The sequence below is a fragment of the Mucilaginibacter sp. P4_A11 genome (assembly GCF_056402535.1).
This window is the reverse complement of record NZ_JBFUHE010000005.1, coordinates 362222-380299: the sequence shown is the minus strand read 5'-3', so window position 1 is coordinate 380299 and position 18078 is coordinate 362222. Positions and strand designations below refer to the sequence as shown.

Sequence of the window (18078 nt, the reverse complement as noted above, 5' to 3'; positions counted from 1 at the left end):
GCACCGGGCAAAATAGATATTGAGAATTGTCATTAAATATAGCATAGGAGTTTAAGCTAACTACAAGTGTAGGGGAAAACGCGAAATGTTTCGCTGTTAGTTACAGGCAGATATTTGAATCTGTTACAAATTATTCTAAGATGATTGATATGGCCGGCCTGTCTTGTGGTGTGGCTGAGTCTGCTTTGGTACCCTGTTTACCTAATTTTTGCAAGATGGAAAAGCCCGGATTTTTAAAACTGATAAATGATTTCAAAGCTCATTCAATAGATGAAAAAAGCTTTCTTGAGATACTTAATAAAAAAAATGATTGCTATGAATATGAAAAGGAGGTTCTGCTTGCGCTGGGGAATGATATCACAAGGGTACGGTCAAAAACGGATCTCATTAAAGTGTTTTCCTCCAGACTTAAAGATCTTTTTTATTTTACCCATGCTGTTGTTTCCCTTATCGATCAGCGCAATCAAACCTATTATCCGTTTTTACTTGACAGGGACTCCTTACAGATTAAACACCGGGCCGAACTTTCATCATTACTTACTACCCGTTTTTTTATTGATGATCCGTTTATCAGGCAGGTAGAGGGCTCTGATGTACCGGTAGCATTTTTATTAGATGATATTATGGATAAACCAGGCGTTCCTGGTTTCATAAAGGTTAATTATGAATGTGGGATAAGAAAAGCGATAATAGCCCCTCTGAAAAGCAAAATGGAAACTATCGGTTACGTTTTTATTTATTCAGATAGGACAGATAGCTTCCCGGATAGTTTTAAGACAATTTTAAAGCGGATCAGCCCTCAGCTTTCAAGCGCGGTTTCCAATATCATGATAAATGAGGAAATTAAATTTAAGGAATGGGTTAATGAAGTTTTACTCAATTTAAGCAATAACCTGGTCTCAGTCCGGCACAGGAAGGATCTGTTGAAGGTCATTAACGCAGACCTTAAAAAGCTGGTGAATTTCACTCATAATGTGATCACTATTTTAGATGATACCGGCGAGAATTATAATGTGTACGTAACTGATCCTGATTCGCCAAGCCGGGAATTTCCAGGTTATACAGAAGCGGTTGATAAGCCAAATCCGGTTAGTGACGGGATTTACGATGTGGCAGCGCGTTCGGATAAACCGGTGGTGTTTGATATGACATCATTTGATTTGGACAAAATGCCGCTTTGGTTTAAACTCAACTATGCTGCCGGGGCCCGCGAAATGGCGGTTAATTTACTTCCGGGTAAATGGGGCCGTAAACTTAGTTTAGTATTATTTTCAAATAAAGCGGGCAGCTTTGATGAAGCCGCATTAAACATCATAGAACATATTTCCAGTCAGTTAGCTACCGCGACAAGCAATATCACTGCGAATGAGGAAATATTAAGCAAGGAAAAGGAAAAATCATTTCTACTTGAATTTAGCCATGATATTGCTGCTGTGCGAAGCAAACATGATTTGTGTTTAGCAGTTGAAACGGCCGTGAAAAAGTTGAGTTCGGTAAAGGGATATATCATCCGTCTTATAAATGACGACCAAACCACAACCAGCCCATACATTTATGATAGCGCATTTAAGGATGATCCTGAATTTATGCAAATGATCACCATGAAATTTGATATTAAGGATGGTTTGCAGGATAGAGTAATGAGTAGCACCGAACCTGTCCGGTTTATCACGGCAGATGAAATGAGGCGCGGCGCTGTTCCGCTATACGTTCGGTCGTGGAATAATATGGGCTTCAGAGAAATGATCGGGGTTCCTTTACGAACAGGTAATAAAAATTTAGGTATTCTCTTTCTGGAAATGGATGTTGTTAATGTTCCGCTACTGAAAGGGATCTGTGCCCAAATTTCAACAGCAATTTCAAACGTGATAGTTAATGAACAGCTTATTACTTACAAAAGCATGCTGGAAGTGGAAAATGACCAGCTTAAGGAACAAATAAATACCATTTATAACTCTTCGGAAATTATTGGCAGCGGGCCCGAAATGCAGAAGGTTTATCATTTAATGTCAATTGTTGCCAAATCAAATTCAACAGTGCTGCTATTAGGTGAAACCGGTACGGGCAAGGAACTGGTTGCACGCGGTATTCACAAGGCATCGCCACGAAAAGATAAGCTGATGGTTAAAGTTAACTGTGCTGCTTTACCGGCAAATTTAATTGAAAGCGAACTTTTTGGGCATGAGAAGGGGGCATTTACGGGAGCAATTGAACGCCGGATAGGTAAGTTTGAGCTGGCGCATAACAGCACCCTGTTTTTAGATGAAATAGGTGAAATGCCACTGGAGTTACAAGTGAAATTATTACGGGTTATCCAGGAACGGGAACTGGAGCGTATTGGTGGGAAAAGCACGATAAAAGTTGATGTACGAATTATTGCAGCTACAAACCGGAACCTTGAAGATGAGGTAAATGCAGGCCGTTTCAGGGCCGATCTGTACTACCGGCTTAATGTTTTCCCTATCAGTTTGCCGCCATTAAGAAAGCGGATTGAAGATATAGCCCCATTGGCAAATTTTTTCCTTACCCGGCATAGTAAAAATACGGGGATAAAGGTGACCTCCATATCAAATAAAGTGATGCAGGAGCTAAAAAGCTATCAATGGCCGGGAAATGTACGGGAGCTTGAACATCTGCTGGAACGCAGTATTCTATTGACTAACGACAATGTGATCAGGGAGATATACCTTCCTAAAACCAGATTTGGGAAGGAGTCATCTATCAGCCAAACACTTGAGGAAATTGAACGGACCCATATTATTCAAACTTTAAAAATTTGTGGCGGAAAGATAGCCGGATCCGGCGGTGCTGCTGACGCGTTAGGTACGCCATCCACAACACTGCACGCAAAAATGAAAAAATTGAAGATCTCAAAAGCCGACTATTTATCCCGGGCGTCATGATAAGCACATTAGATTTAGCAAAGCAACAGGCACTCGCAATATCGTCAAATCGCTCTCTCATCCGCTATATTAGGTGTAATATGAAACTTGAATTTGTGTTATCTATTTGGTGTTCAATCTCTTGTGTGTTGGTATGTTGATTGCAATTCAATACATGGATCGGCATCCAGGGTAAGCGTTTTTCTTGCCGATGCCTGTCTGCATAGATTATTATCACATGGAGTATTTGAAACAATGTGCCTTTAAAAAATTCGGTATCCTGGACTTTTGCGGGCGAAATCAACCGGATCAGTTTATTGATCAGCTCAGGGATTTTATTAAGGTTATATACATCAGGGCAGGCGGCAGGTTATGTACTGATTTTACCGATATGGAAGTACGGCAGGATGGGTTACTTTTTGTAAGCGCGGGCCAATTCATCCGGCTTTCTGAAGATGTTCGGGCCAGCGTCATCTATTACAACCAGGATCTTTATGGTGTACCGTTACATGATCAGGAAATAGCCTGCGACGAACTGCTTTTTGGCAACTTTCAAAATGTCCCGTTTATTGAGCTTGATGCAACAGGTTCGTCAATTATCTCATCAGTTTTTGATGAGATCAGGCAGGAGATCATTCAAAATGATATCAACCTTGAAGAGATGGTGCGGATACTATTGAAGCAAATTATTATCAGGTCAACACGTTTTTGGAAACATCAGCAAACAACAAAGGATTTAACCTTACAACAGGATTCTGGGTTTTCAAGGTTTTTTATCCAATTGGTTGAGCGTAATTTCTTTAAACATCATGATGTAGCTTCATATGCAAATATGTTAAATATCAGTGCCAGGGCCCTGAACAAGCGGATAGGCAAATGCAATAAGTACACCCCTAATGAGATCATAAAAAGAAGGATCATATTGGAAGCAAAGCGGCTTTTAGTTTATACACAGTTGTCGGTAAAGGAAATTGGCTATAAGCTTGGCTATGACGATCCGTCTTATTTCATCCGGTTTTTCAGTAAACAGGTAAAAATTGCGCCGCAAACGTTCAGGCTTCATTTTCAGGGTGCTTTAAATGCTGTTGCCTGAAAAGGTGATTCTTGATCTATGTTGTTGATATAGATTTTATTATAGAATATTTTAAGAAAAATAAATAGAAAAATGCAAAAGAACATTGTAATAACAGGGGGCTCTTCAGGTATAGGAGAGGGGCTTGCCAAACATTTTTATGATAAGGGCTGGCAAGTATTAATTACCGGTCGAAACACCGCAAAATTATCAAAATTGGCAGCCGACCTGCCCGGGCTTTATACCATAGTATACGATAGTCTGAAAGACGGCCAGGAAAGCGCGGTAATTGATTTTATAAAAGAGGAGTGGAACGGCAAACTTGATGTATTGGTTAATAATGCAGGTCATGTTGCGCTCACTCCTTTACCTGAGATAAGCCGCGATCAGCTGGAGGAAATGTACCGGGTTCATCTTATAGCACCCAGTTTACTTACAGCAGGCTGTGTGCCGTTTTTATCAGCAGCAAAAGGGCAAATTGTCAATGTTAGCAGCAGCCATGGTATAAAGGCCTATGCGCAGCTTAGCGCCTATGGCTCGGCAAAAAGTGGTTTGAATATGCTTACAAAAATATGGGCGCTTGAACTTGCTCCGCTCGGCATCCGGGTAAATTGTGTAGCACCCGGCCCTACAGATACGCCGGTTTTGGAAAATGCCGGTCTTTCGCCCGAAATTATTCTTGCCATTCAGCAAAGTGAAGCAACTACTATCCCTTTACAAAAACGTGGAGATGTTCAGGACATCGTGGCTAATGCAGCTTTATTGATCGATTCAGGTTCAAATTGGGTAACCGGGGTTGTGTTGCCTGTAGACGGGGGAATATCAATTAGCTAAATCAATAATTAAAATGTTAAGGAAAAGTTGAGGCAAGTTTATCCAATTCATGCTTCCGTAAAGCCTCCCGACTAAAGCCGCTCTCTTAGGGCGGCTTTTTGTTATAACAGATTTTAATCAGGATAGAGCTGCATTAACTAAACCGGACAAAAATCCAGTGTTTGGAGCCGATTGTCCATTGCCCGGAATTAATGGTTACAGGAACTTTGTATTGCATCTTACTAAGTAAATAAAGATGTAATTATTCGGCACAATTGACTTTAACACTAAACTGAAAAACATGAAAATTACAAAACTATCATGGGCCGGGCTGATGCTGGAAAGCGGTGGTACCACCCTTTACATTGATCCATTGCAAAGCTTTGAGGCCATAGCGCCATTTGTTGGTGAACCGAAATTTCCGCCATTTCCTGTTCCGTTCCCCAAGGCCGGGATAGCCAATGTGCTAATTACCCATATTCATGCAGATCACTTTGATCAGGCGCTATTAACGCAACTGCTGCACAATAAAGGTTTACTATGGGGGCCGGAACCTGTGCTTCAGAGTGCGTTGAATATTGGTTTGAGAGCGGCTATCGCAAGGCTTTACGATACCTTTTACATTGGCGATTTTAAAGTTACGCCTGTGCCTGCTGTAGACTGGGTAGGGGAAGACCAGGTTTCTTACGTGATCAGCGATGGGGACCATACCATATTTCATGGAGGAGATACTAACTGGCACGGCTACTGGTGGTCAATTGCAGATCGTTTCGGGCCGTTTGATGCTGCGTTTTTACCAGTGAACGGCGTAGTTGGCTCATTGCCCGGGCAGGATATTATCAGCGATATGAGCGGCACTATGAACCCTGAGCAGGCAGTAACTGCCGCACATATTTTAAAGGCTGGATACCTGGTACCTATTCATTATGCACAATTTAACAGTCCTCCGGCCTATACCGAGTTTCCCGATCTGGATAGGACACTCGATTTGGCCGGCCTTAAACAGCAGGTTGTGATCCGCCGCCTGGCAGATGGTGATATGATATAGATCATAATAGTGATAAAGGCCGATATTGCGAGGTATCAAAACATTAGCGTTGATCTAGGTGCCGGGCAGGCCTTTTATCACTAACATAATTTGTGATTTGATCTTTCCGTCTTAAAAGGATCCATTTCTGTGAAGCGATGGATCCTTTTGCTGTCATACCCTAATTGCTTTATAAGGCTATGATAGTTGTTTGAAGTATTCAGGTTTAGTGATATTCAACTTTCGCATTTTGGAGTGCAGGGTTGTGGGTTCAAGATCCAATACTCCGGCAGCGCCACCCGTGCCGGAAATTTTACCCTGGCATTGTTTTAAGACTTTGATAATATGAGTTCGTTCCATCTCCTCTATGGTTTGATTAAAAAGAGATATCGTTTGTTTGTCAATTTGCCTTGAGTTGGGTAAATGTACCTCGCGCAGTATATGATCATTTGCCAGCAAAATACTCCTTTCAATAATATGCTCCAGCTCCCTTACGTTTCCCGGCCATAAATAGGACTTTAATTGCTGCATCACTTTAGGTGCTATCGATGTTACCTTGTAACCGGTTAGTTTACTGTACTTTGTCAGGAAGAAATTCGCCAGCAGGTCTACATCTTCGGCCCGCTCCCGTAATGGCGGGAGACTGATGGGAAATACATTGAGACGATAGTACAGGTCTGACCGGAATTTGCCGGCAGCAACCTCTGTTTCCAGGGTGCGATTGGTGGCTGCTATGATCCTGACATCTACTTTTAACGTGGTTTTCCCGCCAACGCGTTCAAACTCCCGTTCCTGGATCACCCTGAGTAGTTTAACCTGTAATTCCAGTGGGAGTTCACCTACTTCATCTAAAAAGAGGGTTCCATTATGCGCAAGCTCAAACTTTCCTATCCGCTGGTCAAACGCCCCGGTGAACGATCCTTTTTCATGCCCAAACAACTCGCTCTCGATCAGGTTAGGGGGGAGCGCGGCACAGTTCACCTTTACCATCAATTTGTTTTTTCGGGATGATGCATTGTGAATGCCGCGTGCAATGAGCTCTTTCCCTGTTCCGGTTTCGCCTAATATCAACACAGTTGAACCCGAATCGGCCACTCGCGACATGAGCCTGTAAACCTTTTCCATACGTGGGCCACGCCCAATGATCTCCGAAAAATTGTAAACGGTTTTGATCTGTTCTTTCAAATGATCGTTTTCAACTTCCAGTTGTTGTTTGTAAGCCAATAACCTTTCATTAGTTTTAATATTATATATGGCTACCGATATCTGCGAGCAAAGCCCTTTAAGCAGATCGATATTTAATTCGTCGGTCAGGAGCCAAAGTGTCCCAATGTTTTCGTCCCCAACACGTAAACGGGTACCATAGGTGTTCTTCTTTCCGCTTTTTTTCCAAAGGGTTACGTAAGGACTGCTATTTCCGTTCTTTTGTTCATCTTCAACATTAAAGGTAACAGGCGTATCGCTCTTGAGCACCCTTGCCGATGTTGGCTCGTTGACAGTTACATTTTTCGCTAATAGTTCCTTGAAAAGATTGTCGTCTTTGAAAATCGCGTTTTTATCATAAATGTAAGGGCTTAAGGTAATTCCGTCATCTTCTATTACCCGGATCATGGATAGTTTTATGCCGATCAGCCGGTCCAAAACCTTAAAAATGGAAGCTTCCAGATCTGCTTTTGTCCTGACGGCGGCAAGGTCAGTAGCAAATTTAAGCAGGCAAGCCTTGTCACGTTCTTTATTTAAGATTGCCTCATTAGCAGCAATGTTATTGGCGGTTTTGGCAAGCTGCCCTGCAACACTTTCTACAATTTCAATACTTGTATTGTTAAAGGAGTTTAATTTATCTGCGAAAAGGATGAGGCAATGCTTGGTCCCAACATTATCTGATAGCTTTTTTACGAGCATTTCACGGGCGCCTGATGCATAATTGAGTTTAAGCCATTGAGGGGCCTTACCAAGGTCAAACGAACGGATATCGAAAATTACTGGTTTATCTGGCGCAAAAAACATGTCGTAAATGCCATCATGAACCGGATAGGAGGGTGAAACTATTTCATTATGGCTGGAATGATCCGTTGGCAACGCATCTTTATCAGGTGAAAAAACTTTGTAAGTCTCTCCGTCATCTGCACATACAGTCATCACGCTATGGGTAAAGCTTATCAGATTTGTAAGGGTGTTATTGATTACATTTAATAATTGAGTCCGTGTCCGTGCCGTTACTATCTCCCGGCTTAACGTAAGCAATACCTCATTTTGGTAATCCTTTTTCCTGTTATCCTCATTAATAATGATGTTAGAAACCGCCGCCGATAATTGTGGGGCTATGCCATTTAAGATCTGTTTAAACTCGTTAGTAAAGCTGTTTGTTTTATCGGAATAGAGTAAGATAAACCCAAGTACTTCTGTTTGACTTCTTAGCGGGGTGATCATCATCTCCTTAATGCCACGGTCGTGATTAACCCCTATAAAGGGCGGTATGCCGGGTATTGTTACGATCTCGTCAAGTAAAAATATTATCGGCCCTTGAGAGTTTAGCACGTCCCTTATTACCGGAACATCAATAGGGTAAACCATTTTTACTATTTCAGAATATTTTGGATGGTCTGTTATCGGGGATGAATCAGGATCAAGTAAAAATGGCTTAAATGTTTTAGTTTGCTGATCAACCAGCATAACGATGCTGTGGATAAAATAAAACATTCCTCTAAGCCCGGATGAAAAGAGCCGGATAAGGTCTTCTTTTTCGCGCACTTTAGTAATATCTGTGCTTAAAGCAAAAAGAAGATGCTGCTCCCGCTCATAAGCATCTGCCTGCTTTAGTAAATCATCCGCGCTTTGTATATCTCCTGTCTTATTTGGCAGTATCTCTTCTTTCATTCTCTTACTTATCCTATTTATTGACATTTTTATATGTACTCTTCTTTGGTGATTTTCAACCTTTTCATCTTGGAGTGGAGGGTTGTGGGCGGAATATCTAATATCTCAGCGGCTCCGCCATCGCCGCCTATTTTTCCGCAGCAACGCTTTAATGTGCCAATGATATGATGCCGTTCCCTGGCTTCCAGTGTTTGGGTTTGTGCAGGATCAGGGGTGGGTAGGTCTTCCTTAGTTCCCGGAAGGTAGATTTCCCTCAACATATTGCCATTGGCCAGCAGTACACTGCGTTCAATTAAATGTTCCAGTTCGCGTACATTGCCCGGCCATTCATAATCATGAAGGGTATTGGCTACTCCGGGAGTCATACCTTTTACAGTTATACCTGTTTGTTTGCTGTAACGGTTAAGGAAAAAATTAGCTAAAGGAACAACATCTTCTTTTCTTTCCCGTAAAGGCGGTAAATGAATAGGGAAAACATTGAGCCTGTAGTATAGATCAGAGCGAAACCTGCCTGCCGCCACTTCGTCTTCCAGGTTTCTGTTAGTGGCGGCAATAATCCGTACATCTACCTTAATGGTGTTTTTTCCACCTATCCGTTCAAATTCACGTTCCTGGATCACTCTTAAAAGTTTTACCTGTAACTCTAATGGTAACTCACCAATTTCATCCAAAAATAAGGTGCTGTTATGGGCCAGTTCAAATTTCCCCATACGCCGTTCAAATGCCCCGGTAAACGATCCTTTTTCGTGCCCAAACAACTCGCTTTCAATTAAGTTAACAGGCAGCGCGGCGCAGTTAACTTTGATCATTAGCCTGCCACTCCGGGGCGATGCGTGATGTATAGCCCGCGCAACAAGTTCTTTACCGGTACCGGTTTCACCAAGTATCAATACCGAAGAAGTTGCTCCTGCAACCCGTTCTATTAGTTTGTATACATGTTGCATTTTGGCATGCCTGCCTACAATTTCAGAAAAGTTACAGATGTTGTTGAGCTGCTCATTAAGGTGTTCATTTTCGTGCTCCAGCTTTTTTTTTAGAACGAGGATCTGCTCGTTGGCCTTAATGTTTGAAATGGCTATCGATATCAGAGAGCAAAGGCTTTCAATAAGAGGGATGTTGATCCCTTCCATGGCCAGCCACAATATGCCCCATTTTTTGGAGGCAGTTTGCAAAGGCGTTCCCGCCATTTTTGTAAAGCCTACGTTTTTCCAAAAAAGCAGGTATTTAGGGATACTGCCCTTTGCAATTTCCTCATCAACGGTTAAAAAAACAGGTGCTTCGCTGTTCAGTACCCTGTTCTGGATGCCATCATTAATGGGGAAGCGGGCGGTTGCAACTTCATGCATCAACGGATCACCTGATGCTGCAACTGTTTGGTCATGAACGTAAGTGGTCATTGTTTTACCGTCTTCATTGATCATTCTGATGGCATATCCCTTCAAAATATTCATTTTTTTTAGAAACAGCTTTACCGTATCGAAAAGATCTTCTTTACTTCTGACGGCTGCTATGGCATTACCAAAATCAAGCAGAAATGAGGTTTCCCATTCTTTTTCTGTTATCTGTTCATTGGCAACAATATTTTCTGCCACGGTTGTGAGTTCGCCTGCAATACGTTCAATAACAGTTATGGCTTCGTGATCAAACGTACATTGCTGATGTGAAAACAATATGATGCTATGAGTTGATCCGGGCCGGCCGGGCAGGACCTTGATAAGCATTTCCCGTGCACCTGCAGCATAATGTAATTTAAACCACGCAGGGGCCCGCTGCAGATCTATGGTTTGCATGTTTAATACAATAGTTTTGCCCGAAGCGATGGCCGCATCATGAATTCCATCGTTTAAGGGGTATGGCTGGGTGACTGCCTCCTGATACCTGGAAAGTTCCCGCCGTCCCGATCCTTCATCAGTAAAAAAGGTATCGTAACTTTTTCCATTGATATTCAATACCGTCATCATGCAACTGCTGAAGCGGATGATGTTTTTTAAACCGGAGTTGATGATGTTCAACAGGTGTTTCCTATCTCTTACAACAACCAGTTCGGCACTCAGGTTGAGCAAAACACTGTCTATATGTTGTTTTTGCCGGATCTCATCATTGATGATGATATTGGTTACCGCATTTGAAAGCTGGGGCGAAATATTCAGCATGAGGTTCTGTAGCTCATCGGTAATAACACCCATACTTTTGGCATAAACCAGGCTGAAACCAATAACCTCATTCTTGTTTTTAAGCGGGGTAACCAGCATTTCTTTAACGCCGCATTCGTAATTAACCCGGACAAATGACGGCAAGCCTGGTGAAGTCAGGATTTCTTCAAGCTTGTAAAGAAGCGGCTGCGGCGTGTCCGTGATTTTACCGATGACAGGCTCATTCAGTGAAAATTTTGTGGTTGTAAGTGCGGTATACTCAGGATGGTCTTTTATGATTGAACCGTGAGGGTCCAGCAAAAATGGAGAATAGGTGTTATTGTGATGATCAATGAGCATCACAATGGTATGCGAAAAATTAAATATGGGCTTGATGCGGGCAGAAAACAGGTTTACCAGGTCATGTTTAGCTCTTACTTTTGTGATATCGTTACTTAATAACAGAAATAATTCTTTCTGGCGTTCAAATAACGAAACCTGCTTTTGAAGCTCAATCAAATGTCCATGAGCTGATGTTGCGGCGGGGCGTTTTTTTATATTCCGAAATAGCTGTGGTTTATCCATAACAGCTAACGGCTTATATAAAATTATGCCAATATGGTAAGTGTTTGTGGATAAGGTAGTTGATGTTTTTAAAAGTATTAGGCACGGACGAAATAACGCCCCGTTACTATCCGCGCCACCAAATAACGCCTAACGTGCCTGTTAACCCCTGATCTTTATTTGCCCGATTAGTTACTGTATGATGATAAGTCTGTTGCAGCCTATCTAAATATAATTAGCTATTTTAATTATGAGCCCATCCTGATCTCAACAGAACCATTAAGTTCAAGGATAGGGCAACCCTGTGCAATTTTTTCAGCAGCATCATAATCGAGAGCTTTGATAATGATCATACCGCCTATTGATTCTTTAATTTCAACAAAAGGGCCGTTAGTGGCGCTTTTGTCCCGCTTAATTACCTTTCCAGCTCCGTCCCAGCGCTGAATTGGCCTTGCAAGTATGCCTTGTTGTGAAAGCTCATTGAACCAGGTTTGCCAGTGCTCAAGATGGGCTTTTAGTTCATCTGGTGTAGGCTGCTTGTCTGCTGTTGTGAAATCCCTTCGGAAAAGAAATAAAAACTCTTTCATAGTTATTGGTTTTGATGTTATTGATGTATTTATTGATACAAAAAAGCATTATTGGTTTGTTCAATGTCTGCAATCCATTTATCAATATATAAGAGCAGGTCTGAAATATCCGGATTATTTTTCACTTCCGCGTATGTTCCCAGCATAATAAGGCCAAGGGCGATACAATGTTGTATATCAAGCTGCCGAAGCAATCCGAAGCTAAAGCCTGTGATAAATTTATCCCTTGAATCTGCTGCTATTTCGGAGATCTGTTCCTGATCCCTGCGCGCAAATATAAATTGCTGATCTTCGGAAAAGAGAATAACATTATTATCTGAATAGATAAGCAGTCGGTTGATATTCATTGTTCTGAAAATGGAAAAGCATTTTCTTTTTAAACCGGGGGCTGTATTCACGCTGAGGGTTGTATTAGGTAGCTCGCCGCTGAGTACCATCCACAGGTTAATTGCCTCATGCTCGTCAAGCACAAAAGTAACTCTGCCTTGTGCGCTGAATTTGTTTACTATGTGGAGGAGCTCATCTATTTGAAAGTATGACGTTTTACCAGGATTGCCCATGTAAAAAATAAAATCGAGGTCCTTTTTTTTAAGGGGCTTTAAAACGTCATTAAGTAAGCCCAGCCAAAGTGCAGATGCGCCGGATACATTTGCCCATTCATCAAAAGCTACGGACCCGCAGTTTTGAAATAAAATAGCCAGGTCTGCTATCAATTGATCGCTTTTTATGCCATTCCATAAGCTTCCGGGCGCATTTTTATTGAAAATGATAAACTCATATTTTGCCAGCGAGGAAATGTCATAACCGTCGCAAAGTGTAAGGCTTTTTATCCCTAATTTCTTTAGAAACTCGGGTAATGGCAACTCTCTTATGCCCAATGAATTTTTCGACAATCCGCGGATTTTCGCATTTGACATTTCTTTTTCTCTTTTACAGTTAAGGTAAATGCCAGTTGATTTACTGGTCATTTTAATGGTTTTAATGAGGTTTGATAATATGGGGCCAGGGTTTCTGATTTCCATGTCAAAAGCATCTATCATTTGTTGTTTTAGCGTTAGTATTGTAGTTGGGTTATGCTGATTGGCAAGCGGGTTAATATGTTTCAATGCTGTATCATATAATTCATAAACCTTGTCTGTTCCGTTTATCAGTTTCTGCACTTTAAGATGTTCTTCTATCTACAGCTGTGTCAGGAATCTGCAATGTAAGTGCCGTATGTTAACTTGCTGATTTGTAGTTTTATATAATTGTTGCTTGAATTTAAATTACACCGTATTTCGACAATGAACGATAAGCGTCACGAAATATAGCGCCTCGACTTATAATGGAGAGATTGTTCCTGCATTGATATTATTCAGGATATGGAATGCCAATATCAAGTAAAAAAATATTGCAGGTTTTGTCCAATCAGGATAATTCGGTTGTTATATGTTTTAAACACAAAGAAATTGAAAATTGAAGTCTGGTCTGATGTGGCATGTCCTTACTGCTATATCGGTTTGAAGCATCTGGATGATGCAATTAAACAATATGCCGGTGAGCGGCCAAATGTTGTTCTCCGAAGCTTTGAGCTTGAGCCTGAAATACCTGCTGATAGTGGAGAAACACAACATATAACCTTAATACGGCAGTATAAACAATCTCCGCTAAGGGCAAAGCAAACTCTTGAAGCGATAACCACTGTAGGCAGGTCTGCCGGGCTAACAATGGATTTTGATAAAGTAGTCCGGACAAATACTTTTAATGCACACCGGCTTATTCATTTTGCTGGAAAAAAGGATAAAGGATTAGAAATGAATACGAGACTCTTTCAAGCTTATTTTGAAGAAGGGACTCATATTGGTCATAAAGATGCGCTGGTGAGGCTGGCCACCGAACTCGGTATTGGTTCGGAAGAAGTTATAGAGAGCGATTTGTACGCCGCCCAGGTGAGGGCTGATGAGCATGAATCGCAGCATATGGGGGTTAGCTCGGTTCCCTTTTTTCTGTTTGACGGAAAATATTCCATAACGGGTGCACAACCCGTAGGTACGTTTATCGCGCTGATGAATAGGCTCAGGCCGGTTGATAGCAGGCAATAAATTTTGTTTTGTTTTTGACAGGAAGCAATATTATTAAAGGTGTTACCGCCCGCCGACTCATTGCGTTGCTGACCGGTTGTCGCAGTGTTAGCTGCGCCGGCGTAGGTTGTTATATGCACGAACGGGTGGAAAGTGCATTCCTGTTACAGCATCCTCAATGAGCTGGCACCCGTCATCTTCGTTACGGCGGGTGGCAAGCTGTCCTTTAATATATTTTTATGCTGAAATTATAAGTAGATCAAATCTCACCGCAAATTCTCTCAACGCGGGTTTGGGGACTTTTTATGATGTTTTCAGTGCGCCTTCAATTACTATTAAATATAGTTTCGGCTTTTTTTATGGTTGCAGGCAAATCAATCCCGGTGCCAAGCACCCCTTTGAACAGGTCGCCGGTTTCTTTGAGCCGGTCAAGGGCATTAAATATGGTAAAGTCGCGCATTTTTAAACCGGGTTTAACCTCATCCCAATGCAATGGCATGGAAACGGTAGCGCCGGGTTTGGGGCGAAGTGAATAAACACCGGCAATAGTAGCTTCCGGCCGGTTCTGTAAAAAGTCGAGGTACATTTTTCCATTCCTTGCAGCGGTCATTCTTTTAAGCGTTGTAAAGCCCGGCAACTCATGATTAACTGCGTTTACAATAAGTTTGGCCAGCATTTGAGATTGTTCATAGGTATAACCCGGGCCCAGCGGTATATAGATATGAATCCCGGTTGATCCCGATGTTTTAGGAAATGAAGGCACTCCCAGTGCATCGAGCAGCTTCTTTACCATTTGGGCTGCTTCAATTACCTGGTCAAAGGTATTCTGTTCATCGGGGTCAAGGTCAATCACGCAATGATCCGGGCATTCCGGCGAACTTATGCGGCTAAGCCAGGGATTGATCTCGATGCAGCCTTGATTGGCCATCCACAAAAGGCTTGAAACATCGCCGCCAACAATGTAATTATGATGCTCACCTTTTGCTGTATCATGAGCAAAGGTTGTGGCCCAGCCGGGAGCTTTGCCCGTAACATCTTTTTGGTAAAAATGCGGGCCTGCAATGCCGTCAGGAAAGCGATTTAATGACATGGGGTGGTTCCGGAGATGCGGCAGCATATATTCGGCGACAACTATGTAATAATTAAGCATATCCCGTTTGGTCACCGCTTCCTGCGGCCAAAATGTCTTGTTGAGATGCGTAAACTGCTGATCTGCACCGTTAAAATTGACTATAGCCGCATCGCTGCCCCGCGGAATAAGGCTGATTTGCGCTGATGACGGCAATGACGATGACAGGGGAGTTGCTGTTGTATCCGTTTGTGCAACGGTTTCAGTAGTGTTTTTGGCAACTTCCAATTCAACATCAATGGCCTTTTTATCAATGCGCATACCTTTAAATGATGCCTGCCTGAAAAGTCCGTCTTTAGTGATCTCGGCAAAATTAACTTCGCATATCAGTTCAGGATTGAGCCATGTAAAACTTTCTCCTGATACTTTTTTATTTAAAGGTGATATATGACCCGCAGTTTCTGTATCAAAGGGACTTATACCGGTTATGTATGGTGCAAAATTCTGCATCATTTCCTTTTGCTGAGCTACAGAAAAGCCGGTTCCAACTTTCCCCACAAACCGGAGTTTCCCATTTTCATAAACTCCTAACAACAAAGCGCTGAAAGGTTTCTCCGTATTTTTATTTTTAGTGAACCCGCCTATCACTACTTCCTGCCTTCGTTGTACTTTTATTTTAAGCCAGGCTTTTGAACGCTTGCCAGGAGTGTAAACACTATCTGCCTGCTTGGCAACAATGCCCTCATAGCTATGCTTTTCTGCATTTGCAAAAAGCTCTGTGCCTTTAGCTGGGATAGCCATGCTTTGGCGAATAATGTGGTTACCCTTTGGTACAACATGCTGCAGAATAGCTTGCCGCTGCTTCAAAGGTAAACCCATCAGGTTTTTGCCTTCATACCAGAGTATATCGAATACATAGTATGCAAGCATGCTGTCTTTTTCAATTTCCCAATTCTGTAGTGCGCCAAAATCCGTTTTTCCGTCTTTGCCCATAACTACTATTTCGCCATCAATAACAGCGTTGCATGGCCAGGTATTCAGTACATTGATAACGGGATAATACCTGGCAAATGAAACATCGTTACGTGAAACAAGCTTTGTGTTATGCCCGGTTACTACAGCTATTGCGCGGTAGCCATCCCATTTATTTTCAAACAACCATTCGGGGTCATCAAACGGAGTATCTACCAGGGTGGGTTTCATGGGTTTAAAATCCTGTGGCAAATTAGCTTCCGGGGCTGCGGCTAAAAGCTCATTCAATGATGGCAGGGTTGTTTTTGAAGAATCCTGTTTTTCGATATCTGTTTGAAGATCCATAATTACTTTTGTTTGTTATCGATAGTTTGTATCTGAAATTCGGAGGATAAGGTGTAGCGTGTTTGAAAAGGGTGAAAGCCATCTGCCGCTTGTTCAACCGGGTAGAGAATTATTTACATGGGGCCTGCAATGAAGCACGCTGGCCCCATGTAAAAGGGTTATCAACCAAATTGCCCCACTTTGTATGTGCCCGCAACGTTCGGGAAAGCCAGGTTAAACCGGTTCCAGGTGTTAATGGTGGTGATCGCAAGTGTGAGGTCAATCAACTCTTCATCAGTAAATAGTGGTTTTACCCGCTCATATACGCTGTCTGGTACGTCGCATTTAGTTACGGCTTCGGCCCAGGCTAAAGCAGCCCGTTCGCGGTCAGTGTAGTAAGGTGTTTCGCGCCATGCGCTTATACCATAAAGCCTCTGTTCGGTTTCGCCGTGGGCACGGGCATCTTTAGAGTGCATATCCAAACAATAGGCACAGCCATTTATTTGAGATACCCTGAAAAATATAAGTTCCTGAAGTTGCTCTTCGATGGGCGAATGTTTCAGGTAGGCCCCTGTTTGAAACAGTGGCTTTAAGGCGTTTTGTCCTTTTGCAAATACGTTGATTCTTGGTTCCATTGGTGATTAAATTAATGTTATTATTTATTCGTACAGATGTATGCTTTCTGGTTTTTGCAGATCTTCAATCCATTTTTGAATGTACAGAAGCAGGTCTTTTTGACTTGGTTTGGGATTATACTCACCGTAACAGCCAAACACAATAAGGCCAAGGGCAATACAATGGGCAATATCAAGTTGCTTCAACAAACCGATGCTGAAGCCGGCAATAAAGTTTTGCCTCGCATTAGCACCTATCTCAACATTATGATCAACCTTTTTTCTGCTGAGGATAAATTGCTGATCTTTAGAGAACAATATTGCATTGTTGGCCGAATATATCAGTAGCCGGCTAACATTCATCGTCCTGAAAATGGAGAAGAATTTCTTGTTAAGATCAGCTGGAGTTTGCCCCTCAAGAGATGTATCCGGGTTTACGCCGTTCAATACCATCCATAGTTTCATCGCTTCACTTTCGTCAAGAGCAAAGGTCACTTGTCCGTGATATGAAAATTCGCTGATGAGGTCAATCGCCTCATCTACCTGGAACGAAAGCTTGTGCCCCGGGTCGCCGAGATAAAAGATAAATTCCAGGTTTTTTATACCTAATGGCTTGATCACATCAGCCAGCAACCCGTTCCAAAGACTGGAAGCGCCTGTAATGGCCGACCAATCGTCAAAAGCGATGGTGCGGCAGTTATTAAATAAAGACCGGAGCTCGTTTATAACGCCCTCGTCCTTAAAAAAGGTCCACAAATATTGTTCAACCTGTGCAGGAGGCAGGGTGACCGCCAGTTTTGCAAGCGGAGTAAAGTCATAACTGGCATTTAAAGTAATGCTGCGGATGCCCAAAAGTTCCAGGATTTTGGGTAGCGGGGCTTCGGTAACACCAAGTGTGTTTATCCTCAAACCTGATGACGGGTGACCCGGATCTGCGTCCTCGTCTAAACGGGTCAGGTAAACATTTTCTGAAAGCAGGCCTGTTTCCATGACGCCGGCAAGGCTGTTTAAAACGGGGATGGTGTTTTTAATTTCCATGTTTAATGTTTCCATCTTCAAATTATTTTAGGTTCATTATTACCTCA

At 42.3% G+C, this 18078-nt stretch carries 12 protein-coding genes; 5 read left to right on the top strand and 7 right to left on the bottom strand.

The genetic code is table 11. The annotated features are described in order from the left end of the window. Positions 1-215: 215 nt before the first annotated feature. The 4 genes from AC1DUD_RS12655 (at position 216) to AC1DUD_RS12640 (ending at position 5815) form a co-directional block, all read left to right on the top strand. Positions 216-2903: a sigma-54-dependent Fis family transcriptional regulator gene (locus tag AC1DUD_RS12655; protein ID WP_477375039.1), complete on the top strand. Its 2688-nt coding sequence runs from the start codon at positions 216-218 to the stop codon at positions 2901-2903. Positions 2904-3120: 217 nt separating this feature from the next. Then, a complete protein-coding gene (locus AC1DUD_RS12650) occupies positions 3121-3975 on the top strand; it encodes a helix-turn-helix domain-containing protein (RefSeq protein ID WP_477375038.1) in 855 nt (284 codons plus the stop codon). 72 nt (positions 3976-4047) lie between these two features. Beyond that, on the top strand, positions 4048-4788 hold the full coding sequence (locus AC1DUD_RS12645; protein WP_477375037.1) for an SDR family NAD(P)-dependent oxidoreductase: 741 nt from the start codon (positions 4048-4050) through the stop codon (positions 4786-4788). 280 nt (positions 4789-5068) lie between these two features. Continuing rightward, positions 5069-5815 carry an MBL fold metallo-hydrolase gene (locus AC1DUD_RS12640; RefSeq protein WP_477375036.1) on the top strand — a complete coding sequence of 249 codons (747 nt, stop codon included), beginning with the start codon at positions 5069-5071 and terminating at the stop codon, positions 5813-5815. A gap of 177 nt (positions 5816-5992) precedes the next feature. Here AC1DUD_RS12640 and AC1DUD_RS12635 read toward each other — a convergent pair whose 3' ends face one another. From AC1DUD_RS12635 to AC1DUD_RS12620, 4 genes are all read right to left on the bottom strand, one after another. Then, positions 5993-8671 carry a sigma 54-interacting transcriptional regulator gene (locus AC1DUD_RS12635; RefSeq protein WP_477375035.1) on the bottom strand — a complete coding sequence of 893 codons (2679 nt, stop codon included), beginning with the start codon at positions 8669-8671 and terminating at the stop codon, positions 5993-5995. A gap of 29 nt (positions 8672-8700) precedes the next feature. Continuing rightward, the gene (locus AC1DUD_RS12630; RefSeq protein WP_477375034.1) at positions 8701-11388 is read right to left on the bottom strand and encodes a sigma-54 interaction domain-containing protein; all 2688 of its coding nucleotides are present in this window, start codon (positions 11386-11388) and stop codon (positions 8701-8703) included. Positions 11389-11615: 227 nt separating this feature from the next. Further along, the gene (locus tag AC1DUD_RS12625; protein ID WP_477375033.1) at positions 11616-11954 is read right to left on the bottom strand and encodes a YciI family protein; all 339 of its coding nucleotides are present in this window, start codon (positions 11952-11954) and stop codon (positions 11616-11618) included. A 29-nt stretch (positions 11955-11983) separates the two neighbouring features. Continuing rightward, a complete protein-coding gene (locus AC1DUD_RS12620) occupies positions 11984-13114 on the bottom strand; it encodes a hypothetical protein (RefSeq protein WP_477375032.1) in 1131 nt (376 codons plus the stop codon). 288 nt (positions 13115-13402) lie between these two features. Here AC1DUD_RS12620 and AC1DUD_RS12615 point away from each other — a divergent pair, with 288 nt between their 5' ends. After that, complete coding sequence (locus AC1DUD_RS12615; RefSeq protein WP_477375031.1) at positions 13403-14035, top strand: DsbA family oxidoreductase; 633 nt, start codon at positions 13403-13405, stop codon at positions 14033-14035. Between the two features lie 304 nt (positions 14036-14339). Here AC1DUD_RS12615 and ligD read toward each other — a convergent pair whose 3' ends face one another. From ligD to AC1DUD_RS12600, 3 genes are all read right to left on the bottom strand, one after another. Beyond that, a complete protein-coding gene (gene ligD / locus AC1DUD_RS12610) occupies positions 14340-16400 on the bottom strand; it encodes a DNA ligase D (RefSeq protein WP_477375030.1) in 2061 nt (686 codons plus the stop codon). Between the two features lie 161 nt (positions 16401-16561). Further along, positions 16562-17014 carry a carboxymuconolactone decarboxylase family protein gene (locus AC1DUD_RS12605; RefSeq protein ID WP_477375029.1) on the bottom strand — a complete coding sequence of 151 codons (453 nt, stop codon included), beginning with the start codon at positions 17012-17014 and terminating at the stop codon, positions 16562-16564. 24 nt (positions 17015-17038) lie between these two features. Continuing rightward, positions 17039-18046, bottom strand: coding sequence for a hypothetical protein (locus AC1DUD_RS12600; RefSeq protein ID WP_477375028.1), 1008 nt, complete (start codon positions 18044-18046; stop codon positions 17039-17041). Between the last annotated feature and the right edge of the window lie 32 nt (positions 18047-18078).